The sequence below is a fragment of the Pseudomonas sp. LB3P81 genome (assembly GCF_054897965.1).
The window spans coordinates 1,286,276-1,304,218 of sequence record NZ_JBUBVG010000001.1 but is presented as its reverse complement, the minus strand read 5'-3'; the positions used below and the strand labels follow the sequence as shown (position 1 = coordinate 1,304,218).

General features: G+C 60.3%; 14 protein-coding genes. 12 read left to right on the top strand and 2 right to left on the bottom strand.

Going from position 1 to position 17,943, the window contains the following annotated elements; translation table 11 throughout:
* Positions 1 to 150: 150 nt before the first annotated feature.
* The 5 genes from ACYZTL_RS05990 to ACYZTL_RS05970 all read left to right on the top strand — a co-directional run bounded on the left by ACYZTL_RS05990 (position 151) and on the right by ACYZTL_RS05970 (position 3,719).
* Entirely contained in the window at positions 151 to 690 is a 540-nt protein-coding gene (locus ACYZTL_RS05990) for a TetR/AcrR family transcriptional regulator (RefSeq protein WP_008028313.1), read from the top strand.
* A gap of 30 nt (positions 691 to 720) precedes the next feature.
* Positions 721 to 1,554: an alpha/beta fold hydrolase gene (locus tag ACYZTL_RS05985; protein WP_461950998.1), complete on the top strand. Its 834-nt coding sequence runs from the start codon at positions 721 to 723 to the stop codon at positions 1,552 to 1,554.
* Positions 1,555 to 1,602: 48 nt separating this feature from the next.
* Positions 1,603 to 2,040, top strand: a complete 438-nt coding sequence (locus ACYZTL_RS05980; protein ID WP_461950997.1) for an acyl-CoA thioesterase — start codon at positions 1,603 to 1,605, stop codon at positions 2,038 to 2,040.
* 153 nt (positions 2,041 to 2,193) lie between these two features.
* Positions 2,194 to 3,153 (top strand): tRNA dihydrouridine synthase, encoded by a 960-nt coding sequence (locus tag ACYZTL_RS05975; protein ID WP_461950996.1) that lies wholly within the window; start codon positions 2,194 to 2,196, stop codon positions 3,151 to 3,153.
* Between the two features lie 119 nt (positions 3,154 to 3,272).
* Entirely contained in the window at positions 3,273 to 3,719 is a 447-nt protein-coding gene (locus ACYZTL_RS05970; protein WP_253439292.1) for an Hsp20 family protein, read from the top strand.
* Positions 3,720 to 3,880: 161 nt separating this feature from the next.
* Here the strand turns inward: ACYZTL_RS05970 and ACYZTL_RS05965 are convergent, their stop codons facing one another.
* Both ACYZTL_RS05965 and ACYZTL_RS05960 read right to left on the bottom strand, forming a co-directional pair.
* A complete protein-coding gene (locus ACYZTL_RS05965) occupies positions 3,881 to 7,159 on the bottom strand; it encodes a sensor domain-containing protein (protein ID WP_461950995.1) in 3,279 nt (1,092 codons plus the stop codon).
* Positions 7,160 to 7,225: 66 nt separating this feature from the next.
* Positions 7,226 to 8,116: a LysR family transcriptional regulator gene (locus ACYZTL_RS05960; protein WP_461950994.1), complete on the bottom strand. Its 891-nt coding sequence runs from the start codon at positions 8,114 to 8,116 to the stop codon at positions 7,226 to 7,228.
* A gap of 148 nt (positions 8,117 to 8,264) precedes the next feature.
* Here ACYZTL_RS05960 and leuC point away from each other — a divergent pair, with 148 nt between their 5' ends.
* From leuC to ACYZTL_RS05925, 7 genes are all read left to right on the top strand, one after another.
* The gene (gene leuC / locus ACYZTL_RS05955; RefSeq protein ID WP_461950993.1) at positions 8,265 to 9,683 is read left to right on the top strand and encodes a 3-isopropylmalate dehydratase large subunit; all 1,419 of its coding nucleotides are present in this window, start codon (positions 8,265 to 8,267) and stop codon (positions 9,681 to 9,683) included.
* Between the two features lie 11 nt (positions 9,684 to 9,694).
* Positions 9,695 to 10,339 (top strand): 3-isopropylmalate dehydratase small subunit, encoded by a 645-nt coding sequence (leuD, locus tag ACYZTL_RS05950; protein ID WP_461950992.1) that lies wholly within the window; start codon positions 9,695 to 9,697, stop codon positions 10,337 to 10,339.
* A 150-nt stretch (positions 10,340 to 10,489) separates the two neighbouring features.
* Entirely contained in the window at positions 10,490 to 11,257 is a 768-nt protein-coding gene (locus ACYZTL_RS05945; protein WP_461950991.1) for a class I SAM-dependent methyltransferase, read from the top strand.
* A 51-nt stretch (positions 11,258 to 11,308) separates the two neighbouring features.
* Positions 11,309 to 12,391 carry a 3-isopropylmalate dehydrogenase gene (gene leuB / locus ACYZTL_RS05940; protein WP_461950990.1) on the top strand — a complete coding sequence of 361 codons (1,083 nt, stop codon included), beginning with the start codon at positions 11,309 to 11,311 and terminating at the stop codon, positions 12,389 to 12,391.
* A 68-nt stretch (positions 12,392 to 12,459) separates the two neighbouring features.
* On the top strand, positions 12,460 to 13,572 hold the full coding sequence (gene asd, locus ACYZTL_RS05935; protein ID WP_150771075.1) for an aspartate-semialdehyde dehydrogenase: 1,113 nt from the start codon (positions 12,460 to 12,462) through the stop codon (positions 13,570 to 13,572).
* A 226-nt stretch (positions 13,573 to 13,798) separates the two neighbouring features.
* Positions 13,799 to 14,809 (top strand): aspartate-semialdehyde dehydrogenase, encoded by a 1,011-nt coding sequence (locus ACYZTL_RS05930; protein WP_461950989.1) that lies wholly within the window; start codon positions 13,799 to 13,801, stop codon positions 14,807 to 14,809.
* Positions 14,810 to 15,017: 208 nt separating this feature from the next.
* Entirely contained in the window at positions 15,018 to 17,633 is a 2,616-nt protein-coding gene (locus ACYZTL_RS05925) for a FimV/HubP family polar landmark protein (RefSeq protein WP_461950988.1), read from the top strand.
* Positions 17,634 to 17,943 lie beyond the last annotated feature (310 nt).

Below are 17,943 nucleotides of genomic sequence, written 5' to 3'. Positions count from 1 at the left end.
TTCAATTATTGAATGGCCCTTTTGTTTGTCTGGCGTTTGGCTAAATCCCCTCGTTTCTTTCAAGCTGTGCTTCAGACCAGCGGTCACACTCACGACTTGCGTAAAATTATTATGAGAATAATATTCTAGTCGTAATATTCGGAGGCAACGATGAACGATAAAAAAGCTCAAACCCGCGAACGCATCCTCAAGGCCGCCAGCGCAGCGCTGATTCAGCGTGGCCCGGCCGAACCCAGCGTGGGCGAAGTGATGGGCGCAGCCGGCCTGACGGTTGGCGGCTTCTATGCGCACTTCGAAAGCAAGGACGCGATGATGCTGGAAGCGTTCAAGCAACTGCTTGGTCATCGCCGTGGCCTGATCGCCGACATGGACGCCGAATTGACCGGCGAAGAGCGTCGCGCCTTGGTCGCTGCGTTTTACCTGTCACGCAAACACCGTGATTCCTCTGAGTCGGCGTGCCCGATCCCGGCGTCCGTCGGCGAGCTGGGGCGTCTGCCGGACGCGTTTCGCGTGGCGTTGAATGAGCATGTGGAAATGATGGTCGCGCAGTTGGCGGCCAGCCCGGAAGACACCGACAAAGCCCTGGCCGACATGGCCTTGATGGTGGGTGGTCTGGCTCTGGCGCGGGCGCTGGGGCCTGGAGAGTTGTCCGATCGATTGCTGCGTGCCGCCAAGTCGGCGGTGCTATGACCTGAAGGCCGAGCCTTGGGAGTGAGAGCGATGAGCACGTTAAAGTGGGTTCGTGGCGTTAATGGCACCTTGGGCTGGTTTGCTCCGCAACTGGTCGCGAGCAAAATGCGACTGGCATTCATGACGCCGCGGGATCTGCCGCCGCGTGATTGGGAATTGCCGTTACTGGCGAAGTCCGAGCGCATCACTTTACGCTTCGGCCTGTCGGCGTTGCGCTGGGGGCAAGGCCCGGCGGTGTTGCTGATGCACGGTTGGGAAGGCCGGCCGACGCAGTTTGCCAGTCTGATCACCGCGCTGGTTGATGCCGGTTACACCGTCGTTGCGTTGGACGGTCCTGCGCATGGTCGCTCACCGGGCAACGAAGCAAACGTCGTGCAGTTCGCCCGGGCCATGCTCGAGGCCGCCGCCGAGTTGCCGCCGCTGCAGGCGGTCATCGGTCACTCGATGGGCGGTGCCAGCGCCATGCTCGCCGTCCAATTGGGTTTGCGCACTGAAACCCTGGTGACGATCGCGGCTCCGGCGCGGATTCTCGGGGTTCTGCGTGGTTTCGCGCGCTACGTGCGGCTGCCGCCAAAAGCCCGTTCGGCGTTCATTCGCCAAGTTGAAAAAGACGTCGGCATGCGCGCCGCTGCACTGGATGTCTCGCACTATCAACTCGACATGCCCGGTCTGATCGTTCACGCCGAAGACGACTGCTTCGTCCCGGTCAAGGAATCCCAGCTGATCCACGAAGCCTGGTTCGACAGTCGTCTGCTGCGACTGAAAGAAGGCGGTCATCAGCGGGTACTGGCTGACCCTCGGGTGATTGATGGCGTGTTATCACTGCTGGCCGGCCGCAGCCTGCAATCGCGCCAATCGGCCTGAGCATCCGTTACACTGCCCCGGTCGACATAATCTGATCGGGAGTGGGGCATGGGCTGGGATCGGGCAACGCCATTTATCATTGATCTGGAAGTGGGCGCCGAGGACATTGATGGGTTGGGTCACGCGAATAACGCGGTGTACGTGACCTGGCTCGAGCGCTGCGCCTGGCGCCACTCTCAGCGGCTCGGTCTGGACCTGGTCGAGTACCGGCGGCTGGATCGGGCGATGGCGGTGGTGCGGCACGAGATCGATTATCTTGCCGCGGCTTATGAAGGCGATGAGTTGCAACTGGCGACTTGGATAGTCGATTGGGATCAGCGTCTGAAAATGACCCGGCACTTCCAGCTGAAACGCCCGAGCGACAACACCACGTTGCTGCGGGCGCAGACCACGTTTGTCTGCATTGAATTGTCCACGGGCAAACCCAAGCGTATGCCTGCAGAGTTCATCGAAGGCTACGGTCCGGCGTTGCACATCCTGGCCTGACATAATCCCTGTAGGAGCTGCCGAAGGCTGCGATCTTTTGATCTTGCTCCTGAAAATCAAAAGATCGCAGCCTTCGGCAGCTCCTACACGGGCGTGGGTTTACCCGGTGAAAACCAGTAAACTGCCGCACGTTTTTCGTCGAGTGTGTTTTTCATGCAAATTGCTTTGGCGCCCATGGAGGGGTTGGTCGACAACATCCTGCGGGACGTGCTGACCCGCGTGGGCGGTATCGATTGGTGCGTGACCGAGTTCATCCGGATCAACGATCAGTTGCTCACGCCTGCCTATTTCCACAAGTTCGGCCCTGAACTGTTGACGGGCGCACGCACCGCGTCAGGCGTGCCGTTGCGCGTGCAGCTGTTGGGTTCCGATCCGGTGTGCCTGGCGGAAAACGCCGCGCTGGCCTGCGAGCTGGGCTCCGAAGTCATCGACCTGAACTTCGGCTGTCCGGCCAAAACCGTCAACAAATCCCGTGGCGGTGCGGTACTGCTCAAAGAACCTGAATTGCTCAACCAGATCGTCGAGCATGTCCGTCGCGCCGTCCCCGCGCACATTCCGGTCACCGCGAAAATGCGTCTCGGATTCGACAGCCCGGACGGCTCGCTGGTCTGCGCCACGGCCCTGGCCGAAGGCGGCGCGGAACATATCGTGGTGCATGCGCGGACCAAAACCGATGGCTACAAACCGCCGGCACATTGGGAGTGGATTCCCAGAGTGCAGGAAGTGGTCAAGGTGCCGGTGTTCGCCAACGGTGATATCTGGAGCGTTGAAGACTGGCGCCGCTGCCGCGAAATCAGCGGCGTGGAAGACATCATGCTCGGTCGCGGGCTGGTGTCGCGACCGGACCTGGCCCGGCAAATCGCCGCCGCCCGTGCGGGTGAAGAGGTGGTCGAAATGACCTGGGCCGAGCTGCTGCCGCTGATTCAGGACTTCTGGCTGCAGGCCAAGGCGCAAATGACACCACGTCAATCGCCGGGTCGCCTGAAGCAGTGGCTGGCCATGCTGACGCGCAATTATCCCGAAGCGGTTGAGCTGTTCACCGTGCTGCGCCGTGAAACCGAACTGGATCAGGTTTCGCGTTTGCTGGGTTTGCAGGTGTTGGAGGCGGCTTAAAAAACTTGAAAACAATCTCTTGAAAAGCAATCAGCGGTCCTTATTTAGGGATTACGCGATGCCGAATTCGGGTCGCGGAGACAAAAAAACTTGCTGATTGTTTTCAGGAGATTTGAATCATGACTACTGCATTTTCCCTGGCTCCACTGTTCCGTTCCTCGGTAGGCTTCGACCGTTTCAACGACCTGTTCGAAACCGCCCTGCGCAACGAGCCAGGCAGCACCTACCCACCTTACAACGTGGAAAAACACGGTGACGATCAATACCGGATCGTCGTGGCGGCGGCCGGTTTCCAGGAAGAAGACCTGGACCTGCAAGTCGAGAAGGGTGTGCTGACCATCAGTGGCGGCAAACGTGACGCGACTGAAGGCGTGACCTTCCTGCATCAAGGCATCGCCCAGCGCGCGTTCAAACTGTCGTTCCGTCTGGCTGATCACATCGAGATCAAGGCCGCCGACCTGCGCAACGGTCTGCTGAGCATCGACCTGCTGCGCGTCGTTCCGGAAGAGGCGAAAGCCAAACGCATCCCGATCAACGGAACGCAAAAACCAGCGCTGCAGCACTAAGGCAGGGCAATGAAAAGGGCGCCACTGGCGCCCTTTTTTGTACCCCTTGTCCCGTGTAGGAGCTGCCGAAGGCTGCGATCTTTTGATCTTGATTTTGCAATGTCGTCACAGGCGCAAAGATCAAAAGATCGCAGCCTTCGGCAGCTCCTACATAGTCCGTGTTATTTCAGGAGTTTCTGAAACGCCTCCACCGGCAACGGCGCACTGTGCAAATACCCCTGATAAAAATGGCAACCCAGCCCCTGCAAAAATTCAAGCTGTTCCGGTGTCTCCACGCCTTCGGCAATCACTTTCAATTCCAGGCTGCGGGCCATGGCGACGATGGCGCGGATGATCTCGGCGTCGTTGGGGTCGGTGGTGGCGTCGCGGATGAATGACTGGTCGATTTTCAGGGTATCGACCGGCAGTCGCTTGAGGTACGTCAGCGAGGAATAACCGGTGCCGAAGTCGTCCATGGCGAAGCTCACGCCGAGTTTTTTCAGGCGACGCATTTTGCTGACGGTGTCTTCCAGATTCTGGATGACGATGCCTTCGGTGATTTCCAGTTTCAACAGCGAGCAGGGCAGATCGTTGCTGGCGAGGCTCTGCTCGATGCGCTCGACGAAGTCGTTCTGGCGGAATTGCCGTGGGCTGATGTTCACGCACAGGCTGAAATTCAACGGGTCGATCAGGCCCTTGGCGATCAATTGTTTGAAGGCAGCGCACACTTCGTCGACGATCCAGGTGCCGACCTCCAGAATCAACCCGCTGTCTTCCAGAACCTTGATGAATTCGGTCGGCGATTGTGCGCCGAGTTCCGGATGGCTCCAGCGCACCAGCGCTTCGGCGCCGACGATGCGGTTGTCGCGAGCGTCCACCTGCGGCTGGTAATGCACCTCGAACTCGCCCCGGGAAAGGGCCAGGCGCAAGTCGGTTTCCATGCGCAGGCGCTCACTGGCGGCCTTTTGCATGGTGTTGTGGTACATCTGCGTGGTGTTGCGCCCGGAATCTTTGGCCCGATAAAGCGCGATATCGGCGCGTTTGAGCAGGTCGGTCGGCGTTGAGCCGTGATCGGGAATCAGCGCGATGCCGATACTCGGCGTCACTTGCAGGCGTTGACCATCAAGGAACATCGGTTCGGACAACAGTTCGCGCAAGGTGTCCGCGAGGTCGCGGACCTGGGCACTGACTTCATTGCGCGAACCTTCGAGGCCGCTGAGCAGCACCACGAATTCGTCGCCGCCCAGCCGCGCGACGGTGTCTTCCATGCGCACGCTGGCTTCAAGGCGGGCGGTGATGATCTTCAGCACCGTGTCACCCACCGGGTGGCCGAGCGAGTCGTTGATGTGCTTGAAGTGGTCGAGATCGAGAAACATCAGGGCGCCACGCAGATTGTGGCGTTTGAGCAGGGCGATCTGCTGGCTCAGGCGATCCATCAACAGCGCGCGGTTGGGCAGGTTGGTCAGAGGGTCGTGGTAGGCCAAGTGACGGATCTGCGCTTCGGCGTTTTTCAGCAGGCTGACGTCCCGCGCGGTCAGCAGCAGGCACGCGGTTTCGTTGAGCGTGATCGGTTCCACCGACACTTCTACAGTCAACAGTTCACCGCGCTTGTTGCGGCCAAGCATCTCCTGGTGATGCACCCGGCCCTTGATCTGTAGCTCGGCCAGCAGCGCCGAGCGTTGTTTTTCTTCTGCCCAGATGCCGACCTGGTACACCGTGCGGCCGACCACTTCATCGGCGCGATAGCCGGTCAGGCGGCAGAATCCATCGTTGACCTCCAGATAGCGCCCGGTGTCGCGCTCGGTGATGGTGATGGCGTCGGGGCTGGAGTGGAAGGCCTTGGCAAACTTCTCTTCGCTAGCTTTAAGCGCCGCTTCCGATCGTTGTTGTTGGGTGATGTCGCGCAAGGTGGTGACGATGCACGGCTGGTCGCCGACGCTGATCTGGCGGCTGGAAATCACGCAGGTCAGCGATTGGCCGTCCTTGTGTTGAACGAGGATCGCCACGTTGTTCAAGCCCTGTTCGCGGATGACTTGTTCGATCCGTCGCAGGCTTTTTGCCGACGCGTCCCACAGCCCGATTTCATCGGCGCTGCGGCCAATCACCTCGGCAGTGCTCCAGCCGAAGGTCTGGGTAAAACTGGAGTTGATTTCGATGAACTGGCCGGTGTCCTGGCGAGTCACGCAGATCGGGTCCGGGCTGACCTGGAACAGGGTGGCAAATTTCTCTTCGGAGGCGACCAGCTTCTGCTCGCGCTCGACCTGATCGGTAATGTCGAGCAAGGTGCCAGCCATGCGCAATGGGGCGCCGTTTTCATCGCGATAGAGCCGGGCGCGGCTTTCCAGGTAGCGCGAACTGCCGTCCTCCAGCTGAACGCGATAGGTCAACTGATAATTGCCCGCCGGGCCTTCGCGCAGGCTGCGATAGGCATCGCGCATGCTGTCGCGCTCTTCGCCGGGCACGCCTTCGAAAAAATCTTCGAAGGATTCATGGAACGGTATGGGTTCCAGTCCGTGCAACTGGGCGGCCCGTGCCGAGCCATAGAGCATGCCGCTGGGAATGTGCCAGTCCCACGTGCCGAGTTGCGCCGAGTCCAGCGCCAGGTCAAGGCGCTCCTGGCTGTCTTTCAGGGCGAGTTCGGCGGCCTTGCTTTCAGTGGTGTCGAGGAAGGTGCTGAGCAGATAGGGTTGGCCCTCGAGTTCGACTTTTTGCGCGCTGAGAATGCCGTCGTGGATCTGGCCATTGCTGGCGCGAAACTGCACTTCCATGCTGATCAGCTCGCCCTTGGCCTTGGTCGCCTTGACCAGTTTCTCGCGTTGCTCAGGGTGTACCCACAGGCCCAGTTCGAGGGTGGTACGGCCAATCGCGTTTTGCACCGGCCAGCCGAACAGGCTTTCGAAATACTGGTTGGCTTCGGAGATCAGGCCGTCTTCCTGGCGGGTCAGCAACACCATGTTCGGGCACAAGTGAAACAGCGTCGCAAAGCGCTTTTCCGAACTGCTCAGCGCCTGTTCGCGCTGGCGCTGGTGGGTGATCTCGCGGATCACCCCGATCATGCGTGGCCGACCCTGTTTATCGGGTAGCAAACTGCCATTGATCTCCAGCCAGTGCAGGCTGCCGTCGGGCCAGCGGATGCGGTGGTGCATGGCTTGTTCCAGCGGGGCGCCGGCAATCACGGCGTGGAACGCGCGAATGGTTTTGGCCCTGTCTTCGGGCGGCAGCAGGTCGAGGTATTCCAGATCGGCCGGCAACGGCTGCCGGGGATCGAAGCCGAACAAAGCCTGCGTGCCCCGCGACCAACTGATCTGCCCGCGCTCGATGTCCCAATACCAGGCGCCCAGACGTGCTCCGTTGAGGGCGGCCAGCAGCTGTGGCGCGCTTTCCCAGCTTTGCTCGGACCGTTTCGGGTCAAGCGCCTGAATACGTGGCATCGGTGGAATACGGTCAACAGATTTCGGCATTGGCAGGCCTTGGGCTGAATTGGGCGTTAGGCACAGGAAATCGAGACTCTATAGGAGTAGCACAAGTTAGCCTTGAGTCCCTGGCAGATCGATTTGCGCATCCAGCAAGGCCATAAAAGCCCGTGCTGCGTTCGACAGCGTCCGTTCGGTGTGCAAGATATAGCCTAGCTGGCGAGTCAGTTGTATGCCCGGCAAAGGTATTCGTGCAACTTGATCGTCGAGCATGGTGCGCGGCAACACGCTCCAGGCCAGGCCGATCGAGACCATCATCTTGATGGTTTCCAGATAATTCGTGCTCATGGCGATGTTCGGCGTCAGGCTTTGGGCTTCGAACAGGCGCTGGACGATGTGGTGAGTAAAGGTGTTGCCGCCGGGAAATACGGCCGGATGCAGGGCGATATCCGCCAGACTGACCGCGCCATTGCTGATCAGTGAATGCTCCGGGGCGACCACGAAGTCCAGCGGGTCGTCCCACACCGGCGTGGCCTTGACCAGCGCATGGGGCTCGGGCGCGAGGGTAATGACGGCCAGCTCGGCGCGACCATGGAGGATTTCCTCGTAGGCCACTTCCGAATCGAGGAACTGAATATCCAGCGCGACTTGTGGGTAACGGCGGGTGAACTCCCTTAATAAGGGCGGCAAGCGGTGCAGGCCGATGTGGTGACTGGTGGCGAGGGTCAGGCGACCGCTCACTTCGCCGGTCAGATTGGTCAGGGCGCGGCGGGTGTCGTCCAGCACGTTCAGAATCTGATAGGCCCGCGGCAGCAGGGCGCGACCGGCCTCGGTCAGGCCGACTTCGCGGCCCAGGCGATCAAACAGGCGCACCTTCAATTGCTGCTCCAGCCCGGCAATACGTTTGCTGATTGCCGGTTGCGTCAGGTGCAGCCGTTCGCCTGCGCCGGAGAAGCTTCCGGTCTCGGCGATGGCAATAAAGGCATTGAGATTGGCAAGGTCCATTGCTGTATTCCAGTTGGTTATCCAAAGCATAAAAAATATGAATTTGAGTTATTTAATGTAACCCCCTAGGATCGACCTCACAAGCCAAAGGGTTATTGAAACTTTCAAGACTCGGGGCATAGAAACAAGCTGATGAGGAAACCGTCTGATGGCCGGCAAAACGCTCTACGACAAGCTCTGGGATTCGCACTTGGTCAAACAGCGCGACGATGGCTCTGCGCTGATCTACATCGATCGTCACATCATCCACGAAGTGACCTCGCCGCAAGCCTTTGAAGGCCTGCGTCTGGCCAGGCGCAAGCCTTGGCGCATCGATGCCAACATCGCGACCCCGGACCACAACGTACCGACCACGCCGGAGCGCAAGGGCGGCATTGAAGCCATTGTCGACCAGGTCTCGCGTCTGCAGGTTCAGACCCTCGACGACAACTGCGATGAATATGGCATTGTCGAATTCAAGATGAATGATGTGCGTCAAGGCATCGTTCACGTGATCGGCCCGGAGCAGGGCGCGACCTTGCCGGGCATGACCGTGGTCTGCGGCGACTCCCACACCTCGACCCACGGCGCATTCGGCGCTCTGGCTCACGGTATCGGCACGTCCGAGGTCGAGCACGTGCTCGCCACTCAGTGCCTGGTCGCCAAAAAAATGAAGAATATGCTGGTGTCCGTCGAAGGAAAATTACCGTTCGGCGTGACGGCCAAGGACATCGTTCTCGCTGTCATTGGCAAGATCGGCACCGCCGGCGGTAACGGCCATGCGATCGAGTTCGCCGGTAGCGCGATCCGTGATCTGTCGGTCGAAGGCCGCATGACCATCTGCAACATGTCCATCGAGGCCGGCGCTCGTGTAGGTCTGGTGGCTGCGGATGAAAAAACCGTTGCCTACGTGAAGGGTCGTCCATTCGCCCCGAAAGGCGCGGAATGGGACCTGGCCGTCGAAGCCTGGAAAGACCTGGTAACGGATAAAGACGCCACGTTCGACACCATCGTTGAACTCGACGCAACCCAGATCAAACCGCAAGTCAGCTGGGGCACCTCGCCCGAGATGGTCCTGGCCGTTGATCAGAACGTTCCCGATCCTGCGAAGGAAATGGACCTGGTCAAACGCGGCTCCATCGAGCGCGCCTTGAAATACATGGGTTTGACCGCCAATCAGGCGATCACCGACATTCAACTGGACCGCGTATTCATCGGTTCCTGCACCAACTCGCGGATCGAAGATTTGCGCGCTGCGGCCGTTATCGCCAAGGGCCGCAAAGTGGCCTCGACCATCAAGCAGGCCATCGTGGTGCCGGGCTCGGGTCTGGTGAAGGCGCAGGCTGAGTCGGAAGGCCTGGACAAGATTTTCCTCGACGCCGGTTTTGAATGGCGCGAGCCGGGTTGCTCGATGTGCCTGGCGATGAACCCGGACCGTTTGGAGTCGGGCGAGCATTGCGCATCGACCTCCAACCGCAACTTCGAAGGCCGTCAGGGCGCCGGTGGCCGTACCCACCTCGTGAGCCCGGCGATGGCCGCAGCCGCCGCGGTAAACGGTCGTTTCGTCGACGTCCGTGAATTGATCTAAAGGAGCGCAGCATGAAAGCTTTTACCCAGCACACTGGTCTTGTCGCGCCTCTGGATCGTGCCAACGTCGACACCGACCAGATCATCCCAAAGCAGTTTTTGAAGTCGATCAAGCGCACGGGTTTCGGCCCGAACCTGTTCGATGAATGGCGTTATCTGGATGTGGGCCAGCCGTACCAGGACAACTCCAAACGCCCGTTGAACAAGGACTTCGTCCTCAACGCCGAGCGTTATCAAGGCGCCAGTGTGTTGCTGGCCCGCGAGAACTTCGGTTGCGGCTCCAGCCGCGAGCACGCGCCATGGGCGCTGGAAGAATACGGTTTCCGCAGCATCATCGCGCCGAGCTACGCCGACATCTTCTTCAACAACAGCTTCAAGAACGGCTTGCTGCCGATCATTCTGAGCGACGCTGAAGTCGATGAACTGTTCGAGCAGGTTGAAGCGAATCCTGGCTACCAGTTGCAGGTTGATCTGGAAGCCCAGACCGTGACCCGTCCGGATGGCAAAGTGTTGAGCTTCGAAATCGATGCATTCCGTAAGCATTGCCTGCTCAACGGTCTGGATGATATCGGCCTGACTTTGCAGGACCACGAGGCGATTGCGACGTTTGAAGCCAAGCACCGTGCGAGCCAGCCGTGGTTGTTTCGTGACGCTTGATTGATCCGGGATTATTTATGTAGGCAGGGCTGGCCTCTTCGCGAGCAAGCCCGCTCCCGCATTGATCGTGTGGACGCTCGAGATCCAATGTGGGAGCGGGCTTGCTCGCGAAGACGGCAGCTCAGACAACACAAATACAAGGACTTCACTATGACCAGCACCGCCCAGCACACTCAGGTTGTACAAAAGCAATTCGGTGAACAGGCCTCGGCCTACCTGAGCAGCGCCGTCCACGCTCAAGGCACCGAATTTGCGCTGCTACAAGCCGAGCTGGCAGGGCAGGGCGATGCCCGTGTGCTGGATCTGGGCTGCGGCGCCGGTCACGTGAGTTTTCATGTGGCTTCGCTGGTGAAAGAAGTGGTGGCCTACGACCTCTCGCAGCAAATGCTCGATGTAGTCGCCGTCGCAGCCGTTGATCGGGGTTTGAGTAATGTGACCACCGTCAACGGCTCCGCCGAACGCCTGCCGTTTGCCGATGGCGAGTTCGATTTCGTCTTCAGCCGTTATTCGGCGCACCATTGGAGCGATCTCGGCCTGGCCCTGCGCGAAGTCCGGCGGGTGCTGAAACCGGGCGGCGTGGCGGCGTTCATTGACGTGTTGTCACCGGGTAGTCCGTTGTTCGACACTTACCTGCAAAGCGTCGAAGTGCTGCGCGACACCAGCCATGTGCGCGATTATTCCGCCGGCGAGTGGTTGCGTCAGGTCAGCGAGGCGGGGTTGCACACTCGCAGCACTACGCGCCAGCGCCTGCGTCTGGAGTACAACAGCTGGGTCGAGCGCATGCGCACACCGCCAGTGATGCGCGCCGCGATCCGCGAGTTGCAGCAGTCGATGGGCAACGAAGTACGCGAATATTTTGAGATTGAGGCCGATGGTTCGTTCAGTACGGATGTGCTGGTGCTGATGGCCGAACGATAGAATTTTTCCGGGCGCGTCTACGAACGCACCGACTGATGACATGAGGAAAGCATGAGCAAGCAGATTCTGATTCTCCCGGGTGACGGTATTGGTCCGGAAATCATGGCCGAAGCGGTCAAGGTGCTGGAACTGGCCAACGACAAGTACGCGTTGGGCTTCGACCTGAGCTTTGATGTGATCGGCGGCGCCGCCATCGACAAGCACGGCGTGCCGCTGGCCGACGAAACCCTGGCGCGTGCCCGCGCAGCCGACGCTGTCCTGCTGGGCGCCGTGGGCGGTCCGAAATGGGACACCATCGAACGTGACATCCGCCCTGAGCGCGGCCTGCTGAAGATTCGTGCGCAACTGGGCCTGTTCGGCAACCTGCGCCCGGCGATCCTGTACCCGCAATTGGCCGAGGCTTCCAGCCTGAAAGCTGAAATCGTTTCCGGTCTGGACATCCTGATCGTTCGCGAGCTGACCGGCGGCATCTATTTCGGCACGCCACGTGGCACTCGCACCCTGGAAAACGGCGAGCGTCAGTCCTACGACACCCTGCCTTACAGCGAAAGCGAAATCCGCCGCATCGCCCGTGTCGGTTTTGACATGGCCATGGTGCGTGGCAAGAAGCTGTGCTCGGTGGACAAGGCCAACGTATTGGCTTCCAGCCAGCTGTGGCGTGAAATCGTCGAGGAAGTGGCCAAGGATTACCCGGAAGTCGAATTGAGCCACATGTACGTCGATAACGCCGCCATGCAGTTGGTGCGCGCACCGAAGCAGTTCGACGTGATTGTCACCGACAACCTGTTTGGCGACATTCTGTCCGACCAGGCGTCGATGCTCACCGGTTCCATCGGCATGCTGCCGTCGGCGTCCCTCGATACCAACAACAAGGGCATGTACGAGCCGTGCCACGGTTCGGCGCCGGACATCGCGGGCAAGGGCATCGCCAACCCGTTGGCGACCATTTTGTCGGTGTCGATGATGTTGCGTTACAGCTTCAACCAGCAAGGCGCGGCGGATGCCATCGAGAAAGCCGTGAGCCTGGTGCTGGATCAGGGGCTGCGTACGGGCGACATCTGGTCGACCGGTTGCACTAAAATCGGTACGCAGGAAATGGGTGACGCAGTAGTCGCCGCGCTGCGGAATCTGTAATCTCTCGGGCCCGCTGCCACTTTCCACTTCGAAAGCAGCGGCCCACTTTTCAAGAAGGTGTAGTTGCGATGAAACGTGTAGGTCTGATCGGTTGGCGCGGTATGGTCGGTTCCGTGCTCATGCAGCGGATGCTGGAAGAGCAGGATTTCGATCTCATCGAGCCGGTGTTTTTCACCACTTCCAATGTCGGTGGCCAAGGCCCGTCCGTGGGCAAGGACATTGCTCCGCTCAAGGACGCTTACAGCATTGAAGAGCTGAAAACCCTCGACGTGATTCTGACTTGCCAGGGTGGCGACTACACCAGCGAAGTCTTCCCGAAGCTGCGCGAAGCCGGCTGGCAGGGTTACTGGATCGACGCCGCTTCCAGCCTGCGCATGCAGGACGACGCGGTTATCGTGCTGGACCCGGTGAATCGCAAGGTCATCGACCAGCAGCTCGACGCGGGCACCAAGAACTACATCGGCGGCAACTGCACCGTCAGCCTGATGCTGATGGGCCTGGGCGGTCTGTTCGAGGCCGGTCTGGTGGAGTGGATGAGCGCCATGACTTATCAGGCGGCCTCCGGTGGCGGCGCGCAGCACATGCGTGAACTGATCAAGCAAATGGGCGTGACTCACGGCGCTGTCGCCGATCAACTGGCCGACCCGGCCAGCGCCATCCTCGACATCGACCGCCGTGTGGCCGAAGCCATGCGCAGCGACGCGTACCCGACCGAACACTTCGGCGTACCGCTGGCCGGCAGCCTGATCCCGTGGATCGACAAGGAACTGCCGAACGGTCAGAGCCGCGAAGAGTGGAAGGCCCAGGCCGAGACCAACAAGATCCTCGGTCGCTTCAAGAGCCCGATCCCGGTAGACGGCATCTGCGTGCGCGTCGGCGCCATGCGCTGCCACAGCCAGGCACTGACCATCAAACTGAACAAAGACGTGCCGATCGCCGACATCGAAGGGCTGATCAGCCAGCACAACCCTTGGGTCAAACTGGTGCCGAACAACCGCGAAATCAGCATGCAGGAACTGAGCCCGACCAAGGTCACCGGCACCCTGAATGTTCCGGTTGGCCGTCTGCGCAAGCTGAACATGGGTTCGCAGTTCGTCGGCGCGTTCACCGTTGGCGACCAACTGCTGTGGGGCGCGGCCGAGCCGCTGCGTCGCATGCTGCGGATTCTGCTTGAGCGTTGATTGATTGACGCAATGAAAGAACCCGTGCCTTGAAAGAGGTGCGGGTTTTTTTTTTGTGAGCTTTCCTGCCTCAAAAAAGATCGCAGCCTTCGGCAGCTCCTACGGTATTGGGTTTGCACGCGGTCAATGTAGGAGCTGCCGAAGGCTGCGATCTTTTGCTCTAAATTGCCGAACTGTCAACCACCCGGTAAAGTGCCGCTCCCCCCGTTTCGCCAGAGGTAGAACCATGAGCCAGTCCTTTGATATTGCCGTGATCGGCGCCACCGGTACTGTCGGCGAAACGCTGGTGCAGATCCTTGAAGAACGTGACTTTCCGGTCGGCAACCTGCATCTATTGGCCAGCAGCGAATCCGCCGGGCATTCGGTGCCGTTTCGCGGCAAGAACGTGCGGGTGCGGGAAGTGGATGAGTTCGACTTCAGCAAAGTACAGCTAGTGTTCTTCGCCGCAGGCCCGGCGGTGACCTTGAGTTTCGCCTCACGCGCCACGGCGGCCGGGTGCTCGCTGATCGATTTGTCCGGCGCCTTGCCCGCCGATCAGGCGCCGCAAGTGGTGCCGGAAGCCAATGCTCAGGTGTTGTCTGGTCTGAAAAAACCGTTCCAGGTCAGCAGCCCAAGCCCGTCGGCCACCACGTTGGCTGTGGTGCTCGCACCGTTGCTCGGTTTGCTCGATCTGCAACGCGTCAATGTGACCGCCAGTCTGGCCGTCTCTGCCCAGGGCCGCGAAGCCGTCACCGAACTGGCGCGGCAAACCGCCGAGTTGCTCAATGTGCGGCCGCTGGAGCCAACCTTCTTCGATCGGCAGATGGCTTTCAACCTGCTGGCGCAAGTCGGCAAGCCGGACGATCAAGGCCATACGCTGCTGGAAAAACGCCTGGTGCGTGAACTGCGTCAGGTCATGTCCTTGCCTTCATTGAAGATTTCCGTCAGTTGCATTCAAGCCCCGGTGTTTTTTGGCGATAGCTTTAGCGTGACCCTGCAGACAGCAAGCGCTGTGGACCTGGCAAAAATCAACGAAGCGCTGGAAGACGCTCCGGGTATCGAGCTGGTGGAAGCCAGCGATTACCCGACGCCGGTAGGCGACGCGGTAGGGCAGGACGTGGTCTACGTCGGTCGGGTTCGTGCTGGAATCGACGACCCGTCGGAACTTAATTTGTGGCTGACGTCAGATAACGTACGCAAAGGCGCGGCGCTCAATGCTGTGCAGGTGGCTGAATTGTTGATAAAAGACCTGCTGTAAAAGATACTTGGCAACAATTTGCAAAATGATTCTGGCCGGGCGCTATGTCTGGCCAGATTGCTGAAGGCGAGTCACCCTGCGGGACTTTCCGGGGCATGAAAGAAATGATCGCGCGCGACGACCCTTCGCCGCCGCGCGCAATGCCTTGCGGCAGCGACTATCAACACCTTCTCGCTGGCCGAGGAATGTTCAAACAAAGGATGAGGCTATGGTTCAAGTTCGCAAACTGGTGTTAGCAATAGCGGCCGCCTCGGCGCTGTCCTCCGGTATGGCGCATGCGCTCGGGCTCGGGGAATTGACCCTGAAGTCGTCGCTGAACCAGCCGCTGGTGGCGGAAATCGAGCTGCTTGATGTCAAGGAACTCACCGCTGCTGAGGTGGTGCCGAGCCTGGCTTCGCCGGAAGACTTCGCCAAGGCCGGTGTCGACCGCCAGGCGTTTCTCAACGACCTGAGCTTCACCCCGGTGCTCAACGCCAGTGGCAAAAGCGTCCTGCGTGTGACCTCCAGCAAGCCGCTGTCCGAACCGATGGTGAAATTCCTGGTTCAGGTGGTGTGGCCCAACGGTCGCCTGCTGCGCGATTACAGCGTGCTGCTCGATCCGTCCAAATTCTCGCCGCAAACCGCTGAAGCGGCGGCGCAACCGGCACCGACCCAAACGATCACAGCACCCGTGACCGGCGCCACCAAGCCGACCCAATACACCACCACGCCACGCGATACCCTGTGGGAAATCGCCGCGAAGGCGCGTAATGGCGGTTCGGTTCAGCAAACCATGCTGGCCATCCAGGCGCTGAACCCGGATGCGTTCATCAACGGCAACATCAACCTGCTGAAAACCGGTCAGGTCCTGCGCCTGCCGGATCAGACGCAGAGCGCCAGCGTGCCGCAACCCAAGGCCGTTGCTGAAGTCGCTGCGCAGAACACCGCGTGGCGCCAGGGTCGTCGCTATGTGGCCAAGCCCGCCGCCGGGCAGCAGCAACTCGATGCCACCAAGCGCGGCCGCGGCGAAGGCGCTCCCGCACAGCCCGCCAAGGATAATCTGAGCCTGGTGTCTGCCGAGTCCGGCAAGGCCGGTGGCAAAGGTGCCGCAGGCGACGCCAAGGCGTTGAGCAACAAGCTGGCCGTGACCCAGGAAAGCCTCGACACGACCCGTCGTGACAACGCTGAACTGAAAAGCCGCATGACCGATCTGCAAAGCCAGATGGACAAGCTGCAGCGCCTGATCGAACTGAAGAACAATCAACTGGCCAAGATGCAGGTTGAAGGTGCTGCGGGTGCGCCGGCTGCTGCGACGACGGCTCCGGTCATCTCGGCCGAATTGACGCCGAGCCCCGCGCCTGTCGAAGCCGCGCCGGCAACGCCAGCCCCTTCGGCGGCCCCTGAAGCAACGCCAGCTCCAGCTGAACCAACGCCTGCAACATCCGACGACCAGAAGTTCAACGAGCTGCTGACCAATCCGTGGCTGCTGGGTATGGTTGGTGGCGGGGCGGTGGTTCTGCTGCTGTTGCTGCTGTTGCTGGCCCGTCGCCGCAAAGCCCAGCAGGAAGCCGAGAAACACCTGCGCATGGCCCGTGCCTTGTCCGAGGAGCAGGAATTCTCGGTTGATGAGGACTTGCCTGAAAGCAGCTTCGAAGGTCTGGAGGTGCCGCCGCCAAGCGTGAAGCTTGCAGTCGCGCCGGCCCCTGCTCCAGCGCCGACTCCAGCACCGGCTCCGGTAATTGCACCCGTGGTGGTAACGCCGCCGATCGCCGCGCCACTGGTTGCGCCCGCCGCTGATCGCGATGACGACGTGCTGACCAAGGCGCAGTCGCACATGGCCGCCGGTCGCCTGAATCAGGCTGCTGCGTTGCTGGAAGACGGCATCAAACAAGAGCCCCAGCGCAGTGACCTGCGTCTGAAGCTCATGGAAGTCTACGGACAGCAGGGCGACCGCGATGCGTTCGTGGCTCAGGAACGTCAGCTCGTGGCCAACGGTGAAAACTTCGCTCGTGTCGAAGAGCTGAAAAGCCGCTTCCCGGCCATGGCTGTCGTCGTGGCTGGTGGCCTGGCTGCTGCGGCCGTCGTTGCCGAACTGGACGCCCAATACGTCAAGGACCTGTTGATGGACGAGCCCGAAGTACCGGCACCGGCACTGGCCGATGACGACTTCGACAGCGCGTTTGATCTGAGTCTGGATGATCTGGAAGACGCCTCTCCTGCGGTGGTTGCGCCTGAGCCGGCGCCTTCGCCAGAGGCTTTGGCCGAGCTGGATGAATTCCCGCTGGACGACGACCTGAGCTTTGAGTCGTTGCTGCAGCAGCAGACCGAAATCAAGGAAAACCTCGACGACCTGTCGGACTTCGACCTGGACATGGATCTCGGTGCCGAGCCTTCGCCGGCGGTGCTGGCCGAAGATGATTTCCTGTTGAGCCTGGATGACGACATCAAGGACCTGCCTGCTGCTGACGTGCCGGCCGTGCCTGAGGTGGCTCTGGATGATCTGGAGCTTCCGGCTGATTTCGATCTGTCGTTGTCCGATGAAATGGATGAACCGGATGCGTTCGCGGCAGAGCTGGATGATGTCAACGCCGAGCTGGATCGTCTGTCCCAGAGCATTGGCGAGCCGACTTTCACGGCAGAAGACGCATTGCTCTCCGCCGCTGACGAGCCGGAATTCGATTTCCTCTCCGGCACCGACGAAGTCGCCACCAAACTCGACCTGGCCCAGGCCTACATCGACATGGGTGACGCCGACGGCGCGCGTGACATCCTCAACGAGGTCGTGACCGAGGGTGATGCTGGTCAGAAGAGCGAAGCCAAGGAGATGCTTGCGCGTCTGGCTTGATTGGTCGGTAAGACGTAAACAAAACGGCAGCCCATTGAGGCTGCCGTTTTTTATTCTGCCGGATACGATGCGCCTGATCGGACGCCTTCGCGGGCAAGTCGAATCGTCGCACCGCCGCTCCCACATTTAATCGGGTTGTCCGCATTATTTGTACCTGGCATCAATCCCTTGTGGGAGCGGGCTTGCTCGCGAAGAGGCCAGCACATTCAACGCAGTGTCGGCTGTTACACTGGCATCCCCGCTCGGCAGCCTTATAATGCCGACCTTTGCGTACATCAGCAGGCTGTCACTCCTTGGCAAATATAGATAA

Coding starts and splice junctions, on each gene's coding strand:
- asd (WP_150771075.1), top strand. CDS start 12,460: ATGAAACGTGTAGGTCTGATCGGTTGGCGCGGTATGGTCGGTTCCGTG.
- ACYZTL_RS05975 (WP_461950996.1), top strand. CDS start 2,194: ATGCAAATTGCTTTGGCGCCCATGGAGGGGTTGGTCGACAACATCCTG.
- ACYZTL_RS05970 (WP_253439292.1), top strand. CDS start 3,273: ATGACTACTGCATTTTCCCTGGCTCCACTGTTCCGTTCCTCGGTAGGC.
- ACYZTL_RS05960 (WP_461950994.1), bottom strand. CDS start 8,116: ATGGACCTTGCCAATCTCAATGCCTTTATTGCCATCGCCGAGACCGGA.
- ACYZTL_RS05980 (WP_461950997.1), top strand. CDS start 1,603: ATGGGCTGGGATCGGGCAACGCCATTTATCATTGATCTGGAAGTGGGC.
- ACYZTL_RS05990 (WP_008028313.1), top strand. CDS start 151: ATGAACGATAAAAAAGCTCAAACCCGCGAACGCATCCTCAAGGCCGCC.
- ACYZTL_RS05965 (WP_461950995.1), bottom strand. CDS start 7,159: ATGCCGAAATCTGTTGACCGTATTCCACCGATGCCACGTATTCAGGCG.
- leuC (WP_461950993.1), top strand. CDS start 8,265: ATGGCCGGCAAAACGCTCTACGACAAGCTCTGGGATTCGCACTTGGTC.
- leuD (WP_461950992.1), top strand. CDS start 9,695: ATGAAAGCTTTTACCCAGCACACTGGTCTTGTCGCGCCTCTGGATCGT.
- ACYZTL_RS05930 (WP_461950989.1), top strand. CDS start 13,799: ATGAGCCAGTCCTTTGATATTGCCGTGATCGGCGCCACCGGTACTGTC.
- ACYZTL_RS05925 (WP_461950988.1), top strand. CDS start 15,018: ATGGTTCAAGTTCGCAAACTGGTGTTAGCAATAGCGGCCGCCTCGGCG.
- ACYZTL_RS05945 (WP_461950991.1), top strand. CDS start 10,490: ATGACCAGCACCGCCCAGCACACTCAGGTTGTACAAAAGCAATTCGGT.
- ACYZTL_RS05985 (WP_461950998.1), top strand. CDS start 721: ATGAGCACGTTAAAGTGGGTTCGTGGCGTTAATGGCACCTTGGGCTGG.
- leuB (WP_461950990.1), top strand. CDS start 11,309: ATGAGCAAGCAGATTCTGATTCTCCCGGGTGACGGTATTGGTCCGGAA.